The organism is Sphingomonas sp. G5 (genome assembly GCF_052660795.1).
In genome coordinates this window covers 528,905-547,181 of record NZ_CP109660.1, presented here as the reverse complement: position 1 = coordinate 547,181, position 18,277 = coordinate 528,905, and the positions used below count along the sequence as shown (strand labels likewise).

The 18,277-nt window shown below is 66.9% G+C and carries 23 protein-coding genes; 7 read left to right on the top strand and 16 right to left on the bottom strand.

The genetic code is table 11. The features are described from left to right. The first annotated feature begins 149 nt into the window (after positions 1-149). Positions 150-443 (top strand): sigma-70 family RNA polymerase sigma factor, encoded by a 294-nt coding sequence (locus tag NE358_RS02615; RefSeq protein ID WP_103206760.1) that lies wholly within the window; start codon positions 150-152, stop codon positions 441-443. Between the two features lie 11 nt (positions 444-454). On the opposite strand, the gene NE358_RS02610 is transcribed toward NE358_RS02615, so the two are convergent. After that, on the bottom strand, positions 455-781 hold the full coding sequence (locus NE358_RS02610; protein WP_103206761.1) for a DUF7882 family protein: 327 nt from the start codon (positions 779-781) through the stop codon (positions 455-457). 189 nt (positions 782-970) lie between these two features. Here NE358_RS02610 and NE358_RS02605 point away from each other — a divergent pair, with 189 nt between their 5' ends. Beyond that, positions 971-1,426, top strand: coding sequence for a MarR family transcriptional regulator (locus NE358_RS02605; RefSeq protein WP_103206762.1), 456 nt, complete (start codon positions 971-973; stop codon positions 1,424-1,426). A gap of 6 nt (positions 1,427-1,432) precedes the next feature. Here the strand turns inward: NE358_RS02605 and NE358_RS02600 are convergent, their stop codons facing one another. After that, positions 1,433-1,753, bottom strand: a complete 321-nt coding sequence (locus tag NE358_RS02600) for a DUF7882 family protein (RefSeq protein ID WP_103206763.1) — start codon at positions 1,751-1,753, stop codon at positions 1,433-1,435. Between the two features lie 75 nt (positions 1,754-1,828). Here NE358_RS02600 and NE358_RS02595 point away from each other — a divergent pair, with 75 nt between their 5' ends. Together NE358_RS02595 and NE358_RS02590 are read left to right on the top strand one after the other, a co-directional pair. Beyond that, entirely contained in the window at positions 1,829-2,854 is a 1,026-nt protein-coding gene (locus tag NE358_RS02595) for a glycoside hydrolase family 6 protein (protein ID WP_116238676.1), read from the top strand. 121 nt (positions 2,855-2,975) lie between these two features. Beyond that, on the top strand, positions 2,976-3,908 hold the full coding sequence (locus NE358_RS02590) for a response regulator transcription factor (RefSeq protein WP_174799613.1): 933 nt from the start codon (positions 2,976-2,978) through the stop codon (positions 3,906-3,908). A 91-nt stretch (positions 3,909-3,999) separates the two neighbouring features. Here NE358_RS02590 and NE358_RS02585 read toward each other — a convergent pair whose 3' ends face one another. Further along, on the bottom strand, positions 4,000-5,469 hold the full coding sequence (locus tag NE358_RS02585; protein ID WP_141375042.1) for a glycosyltransferase family 2 protein: 1,470 nt from the start codon (positions 5,467-5,469) through the stop codon (positions 4,000-4,002). Positions 5,470-5,614: 145 nt separating this feature from the next. Between NE358_RS02585 and NE358_RS02580 the strand changes: the two genes are divergently transcribed. After that, entirely contained in the window at positions 5,615-6,694 is a 1,080-nt protein-coding gene (locus NE358_RS02580) for a hypothetical protein (RefSeq protein WP_103206766.1), read from the top strand. 16 nt (positions 6,695-6,710) lie between these two features. Here the strand turns inward: NE358_RS02580 and NE358_RS02575 are convergent, their stop codons facing one another. Beyond that, complete coding sequence (locus NE358_RS02575) at positions 6,711-7,514, bottom strand: fructose 1,6-bisphosphatase (RefSeq protein ID WP_141375039.1); 804 nt, start codon at positions 7,512-7,514, stop codon at positions 6,711-6,713. 174 nt (positions 7,515-7,688) lie between these two features. Here NE358_RS02575 and NE358_RS02570 point away from each other — a divergent pair, with 174 nt between their 5' ends. Next, a complete protein-coding gene (locus tag NE358_RS02570; protein WP_289941201.1) occupies positions 7,689-9,356 on the top strand; it encodes a sensor histidine kinase in 1,668 nt (555 codons plus the stop codon). Further along, positions 9,356-10,471, top strand: coding sequence for a nucleotidyl cyclase domain-containing protein (locus tag NE358_RS02565; RefSeq protein ID WP_103206769.1), 1,116 nt, complete (start codon positions 9,356-9,358; stop codon positions 10,469-10,471). Before NE358_RS02570 ends, NE358_RS02565 begins: the two co-directional genes overlap by 1 nt. Here the strand turns inward: NE358_RS02565 and NE358_RS02560 are convergent, their stop codons facing one another. The 12 genes from NE358_RS02560 to map form a co-directional block, all read right to left on the bottom strand. Continuing rightward, positions 10,472-11,101, bottom strand: coding sequence for a hypothetical protein (locus tag NE358_RS02560; RefSeq protein ID WP_141375037.1), 630 nt, complete (start codon positions 11,099-11,101; stop codon positions 10,472-10,474). A 219-nt stretch (positions 11,102-11,320) separates the two neighbouring features. After that, positions 11,321-12,013 (bottom strand): endonuclease/exonuclease/phosphatase family protein, encoded by a 693-nt coding sequence (locus tag NE358_RS02555; RefSeq protein WP_103206771.1) that lies wholly within the window; start codon positions 12,011-12,013, stop codon positions 11,321-11,323. Positions 12,014-12,080: 67 nt separating this feature from the next. Continuing rightward, positions 12,081-12,938 carry a tRNA pseudouridine(38-40) synthase TruA gene (gene truA, locus NE358_RS02550; RefSeq protein WP_103206772.1) on the bottom strand — a complete coding sequence of 286 codons (858 nt, stop codon included), beginning with the start codon at positions 12,936-12,938 and terminating at the stop codon, positions 12,081-12,083. Between the two features lie 88 nt (positions 12,939-13,026). Next, complete coding sequence (gene rplQ, locus NE358_RS02545; protein WP_116238677.1) at positions 13,027-13,587, bottom strand: 50S ribosomal protein L17; 561 nt, start codon at positions 13,585-13,587, stop codon at positions 13,027-13,029. Positions 13,588-13,628: 41 nt separating this feature from the next. After that, positions 13,629-14,618 carry a DNA-directed RNA polymerase subunit alpha gene (locus tag NE358_RS02540; protein WP_056226291.1) on the bottom strand — a complete coding sequence of 330 codons (990 nt, stop codon included), beginning with the start codon at positions 14,616-14,618 and terminating at the stop codon, positions 13,629-13,631. Positions 14,619-14,806: 188 nt separating this feature from the next. Then, positions 14,807-15,205, bottom strand: coding sequence for a 30S ribosomal protein S11 (gene rpsK / locus NE358_RS02535; RefSeq protein WP_013583990.1), 399 nt, complete (start codon positions 15,203-15,205; stop codon positions 14,807-14,809). A 34-nt stretch (positions 15,206-15,239) separates the two neighbouring features. Then, complete coding sequence (gene rpsM, locus NE358_RS02530; RefSeq protein ID WP_056226287.1) at positions 15,240-15,614, bottom strand: 30S ribosomal protein S13; 375 nt, start codon at positions 15,612-15,614, stop codon at positions 15,240-15,242. Between the two features lie 142 nt (positions 15,615-15,756). Next, on the bottom strand, positions 15,757-15,873 hold the full coding sequence (rpmJ, locus tag NE358_RS02525) for a 50S ribosomal protein L36 (protein WP_005050492.1): 117 nt from the start codon (positions 15,871-15,873) through the stop codon (positions 15,757-15,759). 59 nt (positions 15,874-15,932) lie between these two features. Next, entirely contained in the window at positions 15,933-16,154 is a 222-nt protein-coding gene (gene infA, locus NE358_RS02520) for a translation initiation factor IF-1 (protein ID WP_013583992.1), read from the bottom strand. A gap of 239 nt (positions 16,155-16,393) precedes the next feature. Next, a complete protein-coding gene (locus tag NE358_RS02515; RefSeq protein WP_141375035.1) occupies positions 16,394-16,687 on the bottom strand; it encodes a hypothetical protein in 294 nt (97 codons plus the stop codon). 49 nt (positions 16,688-16,736) lie between these two features. Continuing rightward, positions 16,737-17,438: a DsbA family protein gene (locus NE358_RS02510; RefSeq protein WP_174799612.1), complete on the bottom strand. Its 702-nt coding sequence runs from the start codon at positions 17,436-17,438 to the stop codon at positions 16,737-16,739. Further along, entirely contained in the window at positions 17,438-18,277 is an 840-nt protein-coding gene (gene map / locus NE358_RS02505; RefSeq protein ID WP_116238679.1) for a type I methionyl aminopeptidase, read from the bottom strand. Before map ends, NE358_RS02510 begins: the two co-directional genes overlap by 1 nt.

Genomic DNA, 18,277 nt, shown 5'->3' with positions numbered 1-18,277 from the left:
CTCCCTGTCGCCGTCGCCGGATGTCGCGATGCCGACCGCGGGTAGCCGTGACCGTGGCGCCTGGTTACGGCATACGTCCTGATTACGCAACCCCAGGTCGCCGACGTCTCCCGACGGTTGACTGTCCACAGATACAGATGAGGTGCACGGTGACCATGACAGACAGCGCCACTCGCGCGAGCGAAGAGCAGGATCTGGATGCCCTGCTCGTGCGAGCTGCGGTGGGCGACTGCGACGCCTTCGGGGAGTTCTACGATGCGACGGCTCCGCAGATCTACGCGGTGCTGCTGTCGATGACGGGGGTCGCGTCGACCGCCGACACACTTCTCGAGAACATCTACGTCGAAGCGTGGGAACGCATGCGCGGACGATCGGCTCCCCCGTGCCCGGGGAGGGAATGGATGTCGTCGATCGCGCATCGGCACGCTACCGCCCACCTCTGACGGGGCGGTAGTCAGTGGGCCTCCGAAACGGAGGGCACGGCATGGTCGTCGAGATCGATCGTCAGGCCGCCCGAGGAGTTGGCCGAAGTCGCGAGCGAATGAAGGAGGGCCGGGTCGAGAGCCTCGGGTTCCGCCGAACCGAACACGAACCGCAGGGGAATAGACGGCTGGATCCATAGCGTGCTGCGGCCCGTCGGTTCGCCGGAGGGGTGCCTCCACGACAACGTGAAGCTCTCACCCCGCCGCAGCTTCGTAGCGATGACCACCTTGACGTGGGCGAGGACGCGGTCGGGAACGCGGATCGGAGTCGGAGAAGACCCGTAGAACAGCGAGCCCATCGGCCTCTCCTTTCCCGGTGCGCCGGTCGGGCCATCATACGAGGTCTCAGTCGTCGCGGCGAGGGGACAAGAGGTGCAAGCCCCTGCTGGGCCCGGAATTGTTGCACCCGAGCCGGAAAAGGACGGTCGACGGGAACCTCAACCGCCTCACTACAATGCCTAGACGGGGGCTCAACCCGAGGAGGCCCTATGACACTCGAGACCGGAATCGACCAGGCGATGACGGCAGCGCGCGCGGTCGAGAGGCTCCGTCTGGCGGAGGCGCGGCTCGCTCGCCGCCGGCAGTCCGACTGCGGCCCCAGCGAGAACGCACGGGCGGCGATGAGGCTGATCCTCGAGCGGGCGGATGCCGGGGCAACCCTGACTCCGACCGAGATCGCGCAATCACTGGGCATCTCCACGGCGTCGGTGACGGGGATGCTCGATCGCCTTCGCGCGGGCGGCCTCATCGACTTCGTCGCCAACCCGTCGGATCGTCGGAGCAAGTTCGTCGTGCCGTTCGACCGCGACACCGACCCGGATGCCATCGACCCCGTGACCGCCCGCATCCGCGAGTTCGCCCTGGGGCTTCCGGGCGACGCGGCAGATCAGATCACCGCGTTCCTCGACCGTGTCCGCGAGGTCGTCGACGCCGAGTGCGCCTGAGCGGACTCAGGCGCTCGCCACAGAGATCGACTCCGGCTCGGGCTCGACCGTGACGCTGAGCCCCTGCGGGGAACTGGCCTCATCCATGAGATCCTCGATCCACCGACGGTTGAGCTGCGGGGCACGACTTCCGTAGAAGTGGAAGACGAGCGGGATCGACGGCGAGATCCAGAGCGTACGCGTGCCGCTGCCATCACCCATCGGGAAGTGGAACATGAACGACTCGCCCCTGCGCAGCTTGTTCATGAAGACCATGCGGAGGTGGGAAAGAGTCCGATCCTCGATGTCGAACGAGTGACCCGCAGTGTTATAAACCAGTTTTCCCACGACAGCAGTCTATATCGCTTCACCCGGTTAACTACCTCGCCCCTCGTGGGTTTCACCTCGACTAGAGTTCCGAACGTGGCGAGATCACCCCGGCCGAGACGGCCTCGACGACGGTTCCCCCGCGGGCTTCTCGTCGTCGGCGCGCTCGTCGTCACCGTCGCGCTCATCGCGGGGATCGGCGTGGTCGGAAGCCTCGTGACCACCCTCTTCCAGACCCTGTCCGCCAAGCCCCCGGCGGTCGACACCCGCATCGTCGCGCCGGACGAGTCGAAAGCCGCACAGGCCGCTCGCTCGGGAGCGGGCGATTCCGACGAGATCGCCGCGGCACAGTGGCTCTCCACGCAGCCCACCACCTACTGGCTCACTCCCGAGATCGATCCCGTCGACGAGGTGTGGGACCGCATCGCACACCTCGCGGCGGAGGCTCGCGACCAGAAGGCATCACTCTCGGTCGCCGTCTACGGACTTCCCGATCGCGACTGTGGGAACCATTCGGCCGGAGGCCTCGACCCTGCGTCCTACGCGCAATGGACGAAGCGCATCGGCGATGCGCTGCGCAACGCGTCGGACGTCCAGAAGATCGTGGTGCTCGAGCCCGACAGCATCGCACTGTCCTCTTCGTGCGGGTCTGTCGGCGATCGCGCCGGATACCTGAAGAACGCCGTCGAGAACATCAGCGGCACCAACACGTGGATCTACATCGACGGGGGCCACTCCGCGTGGCATCCCGCTGCGGAGATGGCGGGGCTCATTCAGGCCATGGGGATCTTGCCCGAGGTGCGCGGCGTCGCCCTGAACGTGTCGAACTATCAGGACACCGCCGCCGAGTTCGCCTACGCGCATGCTCTCTCGGATCTTCTCGGGGGCACTCACGCCGTCATCGACACCTCGCGCAACGGCGCGGGGCCGGCGGGCTCGGAATGGTGCAACCCTTCCGGCCGCCTCGTGGGCAGCCCCGGCGGCTCGTACGGAGATGGCGTCGTCGACACGAACCTGTGGATCAAGCCTGCCGGCGAGAGCGACGGCGAGTGCAACGGCGGCCCCGCTGCGGGCATCTGGTGGCCGGCCGCGGCAGCGGAACTGACACGCGAGCAGCGTTGACCTCCGAGTCGACCGCGACGCGGCCGAGATCTGTGTCAAAATTGCGCTCGTCGAACTGCGACGCCGCGACTCGGGGGAGAACGCGGGCACGGTCCCGTGCGAAGCCGGAAGAGTGGGTGACATGAGCGACAGCACAGAGATGCTGAAAACGGCCGTGATCGTGGAAGACGATCCCGACATCCGCCACCTGCTGGTCGAGGTGCTTGAGTCCGCAGGATTCTCCACCGTCTCCGTCGGAAACGGCATCGACGGGGTTCGAGCGGTGATCGCCTATCAACCGCTGATCACGACGCTCGACGTGAACATGCCGGGCATCGACGGCTTCGAAGCGGCGCGTCGGATTCGTCAGCAGAGCGACACGTACATCATCATGCTGACCGGTCTCGAAGAAGAGGCCGATGTCGTCCTCGGCCTCGGCGCCGGCGCAGATGAATACGTCGTGAAGCCTTTTCGTCCTCGCGAGCTGCGCGCGCGCATCGAAGCGCTGCTTCGCCGCCCCCGTGCCGCGGATTCCGCGGTGTCCTCCGCCCCGCGCCAGGACAGTGTGGGCCCGTCCTTCCCCGCCGGGCGGCCCGAGACACCCGTTACGTCGCCCGCGTCGAACGCGGCAGCGGTCATCGTGCCGTCCTCCCAGGGCCCTGAGCCTCGCGAGTCGGCCCCGGGTGGCGAGATCGTCCCGCGCTCCTCGCCCGGAGAGCTGACGCCCACCGGCGGCACCTGGGTGACCCATCGTGATCTTCTGCTCGATCCCGACAGTCGCCTCGTGCGTGTCGACGGTGAGGAGCTGGAGCTCACGCGGACGGAGTTCGACCTTCTTGCGACCCTGATGGAGTCCAAGCGGCGTGTACGCAGCAAGGCCGATCTCACGCTGGTCCTCCGCGGCGAGTCGTACGTGACGAGCTACTTCGTCGGAGAAGCCGACAAGCGCGCGATCGAAGCGCACATGACGAACCTGCGTCGCAAGCTGGGCGACAACCCCGCCAACCCGCGCTACATCGAAACGGTGCGTGGAGTCGGCTACCGGCTGACCTCGGAGTTGCTCGCGACTCCGTAAGACCGGCAGACATGACGGATGCCTCGACCCTCCCCAGGGCCGAGGCATCCGTATTTTCTGATGCGTTCGGGCGTATCAGAACGGGGGTCCGTCAGACCTTGAAGCCGTGGTGGCGACGGACGAGCTTGGAGAACATGAGGAGCGTCTGGAGGACGGTCACGACACCGACGATGGGCCAGCCGATCCACAGGATCGACGACTGCACCATCGGCCCGACCATGACCCAGATCACCGCGAGGGCGATGGCGACGGCGATCAGGACGACCATCGGCGTCCAGTGTCCGAGACCACCACCGCGCTCGGCCTTGGCCTGCATCGCCCAGTTGTCGACCTTCTTGCGCGAGAGGAAGCGGGTCCACGAGCGGACGAAGTGGCTGATGCGGATCCACATGAAGATCTCCGCGGGGAAGAAGAGCACCGCGAACAGGACGTCCGTGCGGTCGACATTCTTCATCGTGCGGGCGATGCGGAGGTTCAGCAGCATGGCGATCACCGGGGGGATCAGCCACAGCGGCGAGAAGACGAAGGCGTGGATCGTCAGCGAACCGGCGAGAAGGGTCAGGAAGGCCACGCGGACGAAGAGGTTCGTGAGCATGCCGAAGTTCTCGAACCACCGCAGGCGGAGGTTCGGGTGGAACGGCTGCCCCTTGGTGTCGCCGCGCTGCCCGGGCCACATGAGCTCGATGGCCCCGTACGTCCACTTCACCTGCTGAGCGTCGTAGCCCGACAACGTCGTCATGCCACCCACGTCGGCTCGAGCGTACGGGCTGATCTTGGTCAGGTAACCGGCGCTCTTGATCTGGAGCGACAGCAGCGAGTCCTCCACCTCGGAGTCCTTGACCCACGGGGTGCTCTGGTGGTTCTGCTTCATCGCGTCGCGCAGGGCGTTGGTCGAGAAGATCGAGAACTGCCCGCCCAGGACGGCCATGTTGCGGCCCCGCAGCATGTTCTGCAGGTTGAAGGCCGCGAACTGCGTGCGCTGACCCGCCGTGAGGAACCGTGCGACCAGGCCTTTGATGGGCTTGTCGTCGATCGTGTAGATCGCCGAGATCCCCCCGATGCGGGAGTCCGAGATCGCCTCCGTCTCGAGGTACTCGACGGCCTTGCTGTCGGCGATGGTGTCGCCGTCGACGCCGAGGAGGTAGTCGTAACCCTCGACGAGCGAGTAGCCGTAGTTGAGCGCGCCGACCTTCTTGTCGGGGTTCTTGCCGATGTCGTGGACGAAGACCTCGGTGAACTGCTCGCCGAGCTCGGTGTGCAGTTCGTGCGGCCCGCTGTACTCGGAGGCGATCTTCACCGTCGCGTCGGAGGTGTTGTTGACGACGACGTGGATGACGTCCGGCACGCGAGTCTGCGCGAGCAGGGCCTCGATCACGTCAGCGATCGACTCCTCCTCGTTGTACGCCGGAATGACGCAGCCGATGGTGGAGCGGTGCACCGAAGTGTTCTCGAGCACGGCGGCGAAGTCGTCGGCGAACCCCTGCTCGCCTGCTGTCCCGAGTGCGCCCGGGTGCATGTCGAAGTCCCGGGCGTGGGAGGTGAAGCTGCGCGCATCGGTCATGGCGTTGTCTTCCTGTCGGTTCTCGCGGCGTATCGGCCGAGACCTACTCTGGTAGGTTCGCCGCAAGACGACCGCTGTAAAACGACCACCGTCCCCGCAAGATTTCCTCAAGATTGCGGCGGACATTCGAAGGAGACGACCGTCCGTGATCGTCCTCGCCCTGCTGGCATCCATCGCCGCCGCGGGCGTAGCCCTCACCATGCTGTTCTTGGCGCACGGCCGCCCGGAAGACGATCGCGGTGGAGCGCGCGCCGACATGGTCCGCTACTTCGGCTTGTCCGCCATTGCCGCCCTGCTCTGCGGAGCGATGAACGTCATGGAGACCGCCTGGGATTCCGTGGCCGCGGCAGCCGCGGGGAACGCCACCAACATCATGGCCGTCGGCCTTCTCTGGGCGGGGGTGCGGCGGCTCAACGGTCGGCGCGCGATCGGCGCCATCAGCACGGGGGCCGGCGGAATCCTCCTGTTCGGCCTCACCTTCCTCGTGCCCCTCGATGATGCGACCCTGCTGAAGACGGCCGGTCTGGTGATGTTCTCGGCACTGTGCGCGCTGGAGTGCGCACGCCCTCCCGTAGGGCAGCTGGGCGGGGCGCGTCTGCTCTCCTGGACCCTGAGTCTTTACGCCGTCTACAACCTCGCTCGTCTCGCCGTCGTCGCCGCGTTCGGCCTGGCGCCGCTTCTTCGGCAGGGTCCGGTCTCCGCCGAGGCGACGGCCGCGGTCAGCGCTGTGGCGATCACTCTGGTCTCGGTCAGCGCGGTGTGGATCGGACGCCAGCTCGACGACGACCCGGCGCCCGGCACGCGAGCGCACGACCGGGGCGCCCTACGCCGCGAGACGTCCCGCCTGCTCGCCGAGCACTCGATCGTCCGCGCGACGCTCGTGCGGGTGCCCGAGCTCGACCTGATCCGCGCCGCGCACAGCGGCGAGCGCGCCGACACGATGCTGCGCACCGTGGCCGACGCCGCCTCGGATGCCCTCACCGATGTCGTCACGGGGATGCCGGCCCGAGACACGGTCTTCGCCGTCGCTCCCGTGACGACCGACGCGACGGACGTCGAGGAATCGCTCCGACGCGCGTTCGCCCGGCGCATGCCCTCGATCGATTACGACGACGTGCCCGACCTCTCTTTCGAGCACCATCTTCTCCGCGACGTCGACGACCTCTCCTGGCTCATGGAGAGCCGGCGGTCGCGGCACCGTCTGGGCCAGCCGCGGAACGACTGAGTCCGCCGGGAGCGGTTCAGCCCTGGTTCGTTGTCTGACCCCAGCCCGGAGCGCGGCCGGTCGTGCTCGATGTCCCCGTGCTCTGACCGCTCGTGGACTGGCCCTCGTCGGCGAAGATCGCGATGGGGAGGTACTGGTACACCGTCTGCTGGCTGAACGACGTGTCGGTGTTCGCCGTGCCCTCGACGGCGACGTTCAGTGCGAACTCCAGCGTGATGCCGTAGGTGTCCGCCGGCAGCTGCCGGATCGACGTGGTCGGAACGAGGAGTCCGCCCTGGAAGCTGTTCAACAGGAGCCCTCGGTCGGAGCGCAGGGTGTCCGAAGGAACCAGCGTCCGCGGATCGGCGCTGAACTGGAACGGGCTCGACACCTGTCCGCTGGTCTGCGCGGTCTGGGAGGTGATGGAGATCGACGAGACGTAGACGCGACGCTTCTGGGCGAGGACGGCCTTCTCGTCGACACGGTCGTCGACGATGTTGACAGCGAAGCCGAGTTGCTTCTCGTTCGTCGCGGTCCACTCCATCGTGCGCTTCGGATCGACAGCCCAGACGTCGAGCCGCAGCTCGAGCCCGTCGGCGACCTGCGACGTCAGTCGGACCGATCCGTCGTAGGTGAACTGCGAGTCGAAGGGTTTCGTCCCCGCCGAGGCCTGCGGCGCCGGCGTCGCCACGACGACGGACTGATTGCTCCCCGCTTGTCCGGGGAACGCGCCGAGCACATCGGTGATCTGGCTGCATCCCGAGAGCACGGCCGGCGCGACGATGGCGAGGGCGAGGGTCGCGGCTGCGGCGCGCACACGGCGGCGAGAGAGCTTGCTCACAGGTGTCTCCTGAGGAAAGGCGCGGAAGGCGCAAGAGGTCGATGATCGACCATCACGCTGCAGGATGCAGGCCTCAGGGGGAGTCTGACCGGGCGACGCGATCGGAGACCACGCGCGGCGAGCAGAGACAGGATGGCGCGCAGCAGACTACACCACTCTCTATACACTCGGAGAATGGCATCCATGAGGAGCGTCCCTCCGGCGGTTCCTCCGGGGGGCATCCCCGACGACGACGCGACCAATCCGGGCAGTCGCACCCGGTCGGTGTGGCTGCTGCAACTCGTTCTCGGGGCGAGCGTGGTCATCACGGTCCTGCTCGTCCAGGCCCTCGAGCCCGCGCTTTTCTCCCTGTGGCCCTTCTCCTCCGGCGTGGGTGTCATCATCGCGCTGACGGCGCTGGCGATGGTCGTACCCTGGCAGAAGATCCCCCGTTCAGCGGTCGCCGTCATCCCGTTCGGCGACATCGTCGGCATCGGGCTCCTGAGCTACGGCACCGATCTGCGCTTCAGCTTCTTCTGGGTCTTCCCCATCATCTGGATCGCGACGCACTTCACGCTCGTCTACCTCATCTCTGCGCTCAGCACGGTGGGCGTGATCATCGTGGTGGATGCCACGGTGAATGCCTCCGGGCCGGTGACCGCCCTCCGGCTGATCGTCGTTCTGCTCTCTCTGACGTTCATCGCCATCACCTCCTTCCTCTCGGCGCGACAGACACGGGCCTTCAAGCAGCTGCTGCGTCGCCAAGCGAGCCGGCTCCAGGGGACCCTCCAGCGCGTGTCCGGCCAGGAACGCCGCGTATCGCAGATGCTAAATGGGCTCGACACCGGCATCGCGCGTCTCTCCGTGGACGGCGAAGTGCTGGCGCTGAACGACACGTACGTCGCGTTGTACGGGGTCGAACGCGACGAGCCGCAGCGTCCGGGCGCGGCGGTCGAGTACGCGACGTTGCGCGGCGAACCGCTCCCCGAGGCCGAGCGCCCCTTCGCGCGGGCATCGCGGGGGGAGCAATTCGACGACGAGCGCGTCTGGCTCTTCGATCCCCATGGCGAGTGGCACGCCCTTTCCGCGTCGACGCGCCGGCTCATCTCCTCCGACGAGCCCGAGAGCACGCTGCTCATCGTTCACGACATCACGGCGCTGATCGAGTCCGAACGCGCACGCGAGCGCCTCGCGGCGACCGTGTCTCACGAGCTGCGGAACCCGCTGACCGCGATCATCGGCCATGCCGATCTCGCACTCGACGACCCGAACCTGCCGCCGAAGGTACGCGAGCAGCTCGAGGTGATCGCCGGCGCCGGCGAGCGTATGCAGAAGCTCATCTCCGAGATCCTCGCGACCTCGAGGGGGGTGTTCCGCGAGACCTCCTCCCCCGTCGCCGCCGACGCCAGCCGCATCATCGCCTCGTCGCTGGCGTCGTTCCGTCCCGCCGCGGCGGCGCGCAGGGTGAGCGTGATGGACGACCTGCCCGACACCGCCGAGGTGGTCGGGGACGCATTCCGGCTACGGCAGGCGTTCGACAACATCTTGAGCAACGCGATCAAGTACACACCCGCGGGAGGCACGATCCGCATCTCCGGCGACGTCTCCCCGGACGATGTCATCCTCCACTTCGCCGACACCGGCATCGGCATCCATCCCGACGACCTCGAGCGCGTCTTCGACCCCTACTTCCGCGCACAGTCCGTCCGTGAGAGCCCCACCCCGGGCACCGGCCTCGGTATGGGCATCATCCGCAGCATCATCGAGGATCAGGGGGGTTCTCTCTACCTCGAGAGCGAGTTGGGCACCGGCACTACCGTGACGGTCATCCTTCCCGCCCGCGTCGACGCCGGAGCGTCGTGATGCCGTCCGACGTCCTCTCGAATCTGGGGCTGGCTCAGGCTACGATCGCCACCCTCGGCACGGTCATGATCATCGGACTGGGTTTCCTGCACCGCCCCTCGCGATCGGCCCTCCTGTGGTCCCTCGCGTTCGTGCTGGCAATGACGAGCACCTGGGTATCGGTGACCGGTGCGATGCTGAACGAGGAGTCGGTCCGCCGTGCGGGTCTCGGTCTCATGCTCGGCGCACCCGCTCTGATCTGGTCGGGCTTCCGTGCCCGCCGCGGCGTGCGCGCCCTCCCCTGGGTGAGCGCGATCCAGGCGCTGGCCACCGCCCTGATCTTCGTTCTCGTCACCGATACGAGCGCATACGGGCTCGTCTTCCGCCTGGCTTTCGTCGCCTCCTCCGTGTTCGCCGGGCTCACGGTCTGGGAGCTCCGCCGCGCGGCCGACCGCCTCGAAAGGCTGGCGCTGCCTCTCACGGTCGTCTGTGCCATCTTCGTCGCGCTCGGGGTCGGCACTCTCGTCTCCGGACTCGCCGCCCCGACCGCACTGGGCGACCTCGCGCTTCCCCGTGTGCTCAACGGGCTCGGCATGCTGGTCTTCCTCGTCTGCGCGACCGTGTCCCTGCTGTACTTCACCTCGGTGTCACCCAGCGGACGTCGCGCGGCATCGAGCTGGCCCCACTTCGTCGTCACCGCGACGGACCGCCTGGCTCGAGCCCGACGCGCACAGGAGGAGTCGTGGGCCGTCCTGACGGTCCGGCTCGACGATCCCGCCCAGCTGCGCAGCGCCGCCGGGGAAAGCGGCTGGCTCCGTCTCGTGGGGCAGTTCGAATCGCTCGTCGCCGATACTTTTCCGGCCGAAGCTGACCTGGGTCGCGAGATCCGAGGACGAGTGGTCGTCGTCGTCTCACGCCCCGACTCGGTGCTGCGCGAGCTCGTGCGCACCCTCCTCCGACAGATCACCGAGCTCGATGTGTCGGCCTACATCGATATCCAACTCTCGGCGAGCATCGGATGGGTGCCGGCGAAAGCGGCCGATTACGACTTGAACGCTCTCATCGTCGACGCGGATGCCGCGGCCTGTGAGGCCACCCGACGAGGCGGCGATTGCTGGGAGCGCGTCCGCGCCTGATCAACCGGCCTCTCCCCCGCCCGCGATCGCGACGGTGAGTGTGTCGCTCGCGGTCTGCTTCGCGAACTCGGTGGATGTCGGGGTGGTCTGGACGAGGAACTCGTAGGTGAACTGGAGCGTGACGAAAGTCGCCTCAGCGGGCACCTCACCGACGTTGAAGGTCTGCGAGTAGCTGTACGGCGAGAGCACGAGATAGCCGGGCGCGTCTGTCTGATCGCTCTGCGGAGTGAGCGCGGAGAAAGACTGCGAGGCGTTTCCCGGGACCGCTGTCATCGTGGCCCGCTGCAGGTACACCTTCTGTCCGTCGTTGGGCGTCACCGTCGTCTCCATCGACAGGTTCACGGGCTTGAGGGCCGTGGCCGTCCAGCGATCCATAGCGAGGGTAGACCAGTAGTTCACCGTGGCGGCCACGGAGCCGGCCGTCAGCGAGCGCTGCGTGGAGCCGCTCGACAGATCGTTGCGAACGGGCTGTGGAGCCGCGGTCGCTGTGGCCGACGGCGAGGGCGACTCGGGGGCTTGAGCGCCGCCCTGGGCCCACGGCGGCGCTCCGCAGCCGGTGAGACCGAGAAGGGCCGAAACCGCCACGGCAACGCCGATGACCACCCTGCCGCGATGCTCTGCGAGCGCCATGAATCCTCCCTCGGATCGTTTCACCCAGTGTAGGTGGCGGGAAGACGCGGGCGGCGGGTCTGCACCCCTGAGGTGGCCGCGTGATCTGCCGCCCCCGCCCGGACGACGCGTTCCGCCGCACCCGCTCCGCGCGCGGAAACGTCGTTCAACGGCGTGCTCGGAGCTGCCGCCGCGGTCGGGATCGAGGTTCGCGCCGCGCCACGACGCACCGCTCAGCCTTCAGACGAGGCTGGACCCGTGCCCCTGTGTCACCTCAGCGGTGATGAGGATGGGCAGGTGGTCGCTGAGCCCCTGGGGCAACGTCTTGATGTGCGCGATGTCGAACCCGATCGATGTCGCGAAATCGTAGTGTCCCCGGAAGAACCGATAACGCGTGTACGTGCGGGTATCGCTGAGCGTCAGCTCGTATCCCTGGTCGCGGACCTTCTGGCCGAGATTCTCTTTGAAGACCGGGTAGTTGTAGTCGCCCACCATGAGCGCTGGCAGACCCGGCCCGAGGTTCTGCAGCTCCGACAGCGCCGTACGGATCTGATGGCGACGCAGAGAGTTGAGCGCCGTCAGCGGTGCCGCGTGAAAGGACGCGACGATGACATCGCGCCCGTTGTCGATATCACGCAGTCGTACGCCGAGCATGCGCTCTTCAGCGGGCTTCAGCACGCGGTCGTGCAACGACTTCTTCAGGCCGATCGCTCGGACGTCCTCCGCGCGGAAGGTGTTCTCGCGGTAGTAAAGAGCCAGCCCCAAACGGTTGCGCTGCGTGGCCTCCGCCAGCCGAAGACCGCCGATGCGCTCGGGGATGTCCGTGCTATCGCATTCCTGCAGACAGAGCACGTCAGCCTCGTGCTTCTCGACGAGATCGACGAGCTCGCCAGCCGCCCGATGTTTGTTGAGGTTGTACGAGATGACCTTCATGGCGTTGACAGCATACGGGCGCTCGCACGAGGCTCACTGAGGGTTGCACGGAGGGCGGGAGAAGAGATCAGGATGCCGGGTCCTCGGCATCCCTGCGGTTGCGCGTCTGCTCCGCACGAGCCGCGAGCAGACCGTCCGCCGGGTAGCCCACCTCCGCGAGGACCAACCCGCGTGCGGCCAGGACCTTCGTCTCGGGGATCCGCATGCGTGCCTCGCGGATCGCGACCACGTCGTCGATCCCGATGCGGCCTTCCCCCACCGCGACGCAGGCCCCGACGAGAGCGCGCACCATGCTGTGGCAGAACGCATCGGCCCGGACGTTCGCGATCAGGACTCCGGTGTCGTCCCGACGCCAGTCGTACTCGAGCAGCGTGCGGATCGTGGTCGCCTCTTCGCGGGCCTTGCAGTAGGCGGCGAAGTCGTGGAGCCCGATGAGGCGGGAGGCCGCGGCATCCATCGCTTCCACGTCGAGGATGCTTCGAACGGACGTCGTCCGCTTCCTGTCGAGGGGGTCGTACGCGGTCGTGGCATCGGCGAGGCGGTAGCTGTACCGCCGCCAGACGGCCGAGAACCTCGCGTCGAAGCCCGCGGGAGCGCGCGAGGTCCGCGAAACCGTCACGTCGGCGTATGCTCCGAGGACCCCGCGGACGCGACCGGCGAGGGCTGCGATGGCGTCGGCTTCATCGTTGTCCCGACGACGCCGCGGCAAACGGGCGACCTGGTCTGGGTCGAGGTCGAGGTGCGCGACCTGACCCGACGCGTGCACTCCCGCATCGGTTCGCCCGGCCACCACGAGTCGTGGATCGCCGCCGATGATGCGTGCGAGAGCGTTCTCCAGCTCACCCTGCACGGTGCGTAGCCCGGGTTGTCGGGCCCATCCGCGGAACTGCGAGCCGTCGTAGGCGATGTCGAGTCGGATGCGCACGAGGTCAAGCCTACGAGCGAGCGTCCCCCGCGGAGGACGACGAAGCCCCCACCCGAACCGGGTGGGGGCTTCGTGCGAGTCAGGAGACTCAGGCCTTGGCGTCGTCCTGGACGGCGTCGTCGGCAGCGGCCTCAGCGGCGGCGCCTTCCTCGGGCGACTCGGCTCCGGCGTCGGCGGCCTCGTCCGTGGAGGTCTCCTCGGCAGCGGGCTCATCCGCGACGGGCTCGTCGGCGGCCGGCGCAGCAGCGGCGGCGGGAGCCGCAGCAGCCTTGTGGGACGCCTTCTTCGTGACGGGCTCGAGAACGAGCTCGATCACGGCCATGGGGGCGTTGTCGCCCTTGCGGTTGCCGACCTTCGTGATGCGGGTGTAGCCGCCGTCACGCTCGGCCACCAGCGGCGCGATCTCGGTGAAGAGGGTGTGAACGACCTCTTTGTCGCCGATGACGCTCAGCACGCGACGACGCGCGTGGAGGTCGCCACGCTTGGCGAAGGTGATGAGACGTTCGGCGAGCGGACGGAGGCGCTTGGCCTTGGTCTCGGTCGTCTTGATGGACTTGTGCGTGTAGAGAGCTGCCGCGAGGTTCGCGAGAAGCAGACGCTCGTGGGCCGGGCCGCCTCCGAGGCGGGGACCCTTCGTGGGCTTGGGCATGTCGTATTACTCCAGGAGAGGTTCGGTCGGGTCCGACAGGGTCAGACGGTTTCTTCGTCGTAGCCGCTGTAGAACTGGGCGCCGTCGAAACCGGGCACCGAGTCCTTGAGCGACAGGCCGAGGGAGGTGAGCTTGTCGCGCACCTCGTCGACCGACTTCTGACCGAAGTTGCGGATGTTCATCAGCTGCGTCTCGGAAAGGGCGACCAGCTCCGAAACGGTGTTGATGCCCTCGCGCTTGAGGCAGTTGTACGAGCGGACCGACAGATCGAGATCCTCGATCGGCATCGACAGCTCGTTGGAGAGGACGGTCTCGACCGGCGCGGGGCCGATCTCGATGCCCTCGGCCTCGACGTTCAGCTCACGGGCCAGGCCGAAGAGCTCGACGAGGGTGCGACCAGCCGAGGCCACGGCGTCGCGCGGGGCGATCGAGGCCTTCGACTCGACGTCGAGGACGAGCTTGTCGAAGTCGGTGCGCTCACCGGCACGGGTGGCGTCGACGCGGTAGCTGACCTTGAGCACGGGCGAGTAGATCGAGTCGATCGGGATCTGACCGGCCTCGGCGTACTCGTTGCGGTTCTGGGTCGCCGAGACGTAGCCGCGGCCACGCTCGATGGTGAGCTCGAGCTCGAACTTCGCCGTGTCGTTCAGCGTGGCGATGACCAGCTCGGGGTTGTGCACTTCGACACCCGCCGGAGCGGAGATGTCGGCGGCGGTGACCTCACCGGCGCCGGTCTTGCGCAGATACGCCGTGATGGGCTCGTCGCGCTCGCTCGAGACGACCAGCTGCTTGATGTTCAAGATGATCTCGGTGACGTCTTCCTTCACGCCCGGGATCGTGCTGAACTCGTGGAGGACGCCGTCGATGCGGATGCTCGTGACGGCCGCGCCGGGGATCGACGACAGGAGGCTGCGACGCAGCGCGTTGCCGATCGTGTAACCGAAACCGGGCTCCAGCGGCTCGATGACGAAACGGCTGCGGAACTCCCCGATCTTCTCCTCGGTCAGAGTGGGACGCTGTGCGATGAGCACTATGTGTTCCTTTCGATCACGTGCCCGCTATATGACACGTGTAATGGGGTGAGGTATTGAGTTGTACTCGCGGGATGCCATGGGACCCGACGATGGCGTCGGGAGGGCGTCACGGCATCCGGAAGTCTGAGGTCGCGCGTGAGCGCGCGTTCCCGGGAGTGGCGAGCACTCCCCGGGAACGGAACGCGTCAGACGCGGCGACGCTTGGGCGGACGGCAGCCGTTGTGGGCCTGGGGCGTCACGTCCTGGATGGAGCCGACCTCGAGGCCGGCCGCGGTCAGCGAGCGGATCGCGGTCTCACGACCCGAACCCGGACCCTTCACGAAGACGTCGACCTTCTTGACGCCGTGCTCCTGCGCCTGGCGAGCGGCCGACTCCGCGGCCATGCCTGCGGCGTAAGGCGTCGACTTGCGCGAACCCTTGAATCCGACACCGCCGGACGAGGCCCAGCTGATGACGGCGCCCGAGGGGTCGGTGATCGAAACGATCGTGTTGTTGAACGTCGACTTGATGTGGGCCTGACCCACGGCGATGTTCTTCTTCTCCTTGCGGCGCGGCTTGCGCGCGGCAGACTTGGCCTGTGCCATGTGCGGTTCTCCTGAATCCTGCGCCGGCGGAGGCCTAGCGCGCCTTCTTCTTGCCGGCGACCGTGCGCTTGGGACCCTTGCGGGTACGCGCGTTCGTCTTCGTACGCTGTCCGCGCACGGGGAGGCCGCGGCGGTGGCGCAGGCCCTCGTAGGAACCGATCTCGACCTTGCGGCGGATGTCGGCGGCGACCTCGCGACGGAGGTCACCCTCCACCTTGTAGGTGCCTTCGATGTGGTCGCGCAGAGCAACCAGCTGGTCGTCGGTGAGGTCCTTGACGCGGATGTCCTGGCTGATGTCCGTTGCGTTCAGGATCTCGACGGAGCGGGTGCGACCCACGCCGTAGATGTAAGTAAGTGCGATCACCACGCGCTTATCGCGCGGGATGTCGACGCCGGCAAGACGTGCCATGCGGCTCTCCTCAGAGTGTGCTGGAGGTGTGGAGCAGGATCGGTGCTCGGGCCTCCGACCCGAGGTGTCCCCCGTTCGCGCGAGCGAGTGGGATCTGATCCTGCCGTTGTGTATTCAGTTGGAAAGGTGTCGAGCTGGAAGCTCAGCCCTGGCGCTGCTTGTGGCGCGGGTTGCTCTTGCAGATCACCATCACGCGCCCGTGGCGACGGATCACCTTGCAGTGGTCGCAGATGGGCTTGACGGAGGGATTGACCTTCATGATGTTCCTGATTTCGCTGTCTTCGACTCGCGGTTGCGGTCGTTACTTCTCGGCCGGACTCAGCGGTAGCGGTAGACGATACGACCGCGAGTGAGGTCGTACGGGCTCAGTTCGACGACGACGCGGTCCTCCGGGATGATGCGGATGTAGTTCTGCCGCATCTTGCCCGAGATGGTCGCGAGCACCTTGTGCCCGTTCGTCAGCTCGACACGGAACATCGCGTTGGGCAGTGCTTCGGACACCGTGCCCTCGATCTCGATGACACCGTCTTTCTTCGCCATAAACTCGCTCACGCTCAGTTGCAGACCGGCCGGTCTGCGGTGGATGGGGATTCGATACGTCGACACGCCAATGAAGGCGCAACGCACCAAAGATCAAGCATACGTGGTAGCCGAGTGTTCTACAACTCGCACCGCGTCACCTCGGCCGTCCGGGACGACCGCGTCAAACGAGCGCGTGGCCGGCGAAGTTCAGCGGCCGCCCGCATGCGCGGGCGGCCGCTGAAGATGATGGGGGGAGCTCAGAGCGACCTGATACCGATACCTCTGGGCACACCCTGGTTACAGGCCTTGAACGTGAAAGAGAGGCCCGCACCGGTGTTCATGACCTTCTTGTTCAAGGTGTTGAAGAGGTCGCTCGAGCAGGTCCAGGAGATCTCCACCGACCCATGGCACGAACCCGTGATGTTCTGATTGTCACGGGTCAAGGAGGAGCACCCGCCGGCCGCGAACGCGGGGCTCGCTCCGAATCCGACCAGGCCCGCGGCCAGAACCGCTGTCGCAACCGCCACCGCTGAGAGTTTTTTTCGGATCATAATCGGACCCTATTGGCGCGAGGTGGCGAGCACAACGCCACGAACGCACCTATCCCAGACGCTGGACGATGTCCTTCTGGGGGTCGCCGGTGAGATCCTGCTGGTTGTTCAGCGTCTTCCCGTCGACGACGATCGTGGGCGTGGCGGGGCGACTCGACCCGGGCTGCAGCGGGGTCTTCTCGGTCATGGCCGTCACGAACTTCGCATAGGTCCCGTCCGTGATGCAGGAGGCGACGCCACTCGAGGCCCCCGAAGCGGTGGCGATCTTCGCGAGGGTCTCATTGTCGAGGCCCGCGGTGTTCTCGGTCGGCTGCTGGGCGTACAGGGCCTTCACGAATGCCGGGATGTTCGCGGAATTGTCGACCGCGACGCAGTAAGCAGCGTTCGCGGACCGCGTGGAGTACTGCGTTCCCTGGGACCTGGAGTCCAGGATCGCGATGGGGTGCACGTTGAGGGTGATCTCGCCACTCTCGGCGAGCTGATCGAGAGTGGGGCCGTAACTCTGCTCGAACTGATTGCAGATAGGGCACATGAAGTCGATGTAGGTGTCCACCGTCTTTTGTCCCGTGCCGACGGAGATCGCGCCGGTCTCGGTGTTGACGGCGGAGGCCTGCGGCAGCGTACCCGGCGAGGTGGCCTGGCTGTTGGCGAACCACACCACTCCCCCGACGATGAGGACCACCACCAGGGCGGCGGCGGTCACTCCGATCGCGAACCAGTTGGTGGTCTTCCGCGCAGCGGCCATCATCATCAATCGATCTCCTTCGGCACCACACCGAACGGCGCCAGTTTCTCGGCACCGCCGTCGTGCGCGGTGAGGACCCAGATGCCCCCATCATGCACGGCGACACTATGTTCCCAGTGGGAGCCGGCTGAGCCGTCCACCGTCGAGACGGTCCACCCGTCGTCTTCGGTGAATGTCTCCTGATCGCCGATGACGACCATCGGCTCGATCGCGACGGCCAGGCCGGGGCGCACCTCGGGGCCGCGATCGGCCACGGCGTAATTGAAGATGCTCGGCGACTCGTGCATCTTGCGGCCGATACCGTGGCCCACGTAGTCGCGCAGGATGCCGTAGCCACCCACGGGTGCGTTGTCGTCGATGTACTGCTCGATGGCGGCTCCGACCTCGGAGAGGTGGCTCGCCCGACTGAGCGCCGCGATACCGGCCCAGAGCGAGCCCTCGGTCACCTCCGACAGGCGACGGCGAGGAGCGACGAGCTCCTCGGGAGCATCGCCGGGGACGATCACCGTGAAGGCGGAATCGCCGTTCCATCCGCGGAACTCTGCTCCCGCATCGATCGACAGGATGTCCCCCGCCTGCAGAGGGCGATCATTCGGGATGCCATGAACCACCTGCTCGTTCACCGACGCGCAGACCGTGTGGCGGTACCCGCGGACCATCTGGAAATTCGATACCGCTCCGCGCGCCGTGATGAGCGCCGAAGCCGCCGCATCGAGCTCGAGCGTCGTCACCCCCGGCGCGATCAGCGCGCGCACGGCATCCAAGGCGTCCGCGGTGATCAACCCGGGTTCGATCATCGACCGCAATTGTGCGGGCTTCTTGTAGATCGAGGAACGCAGACCCAC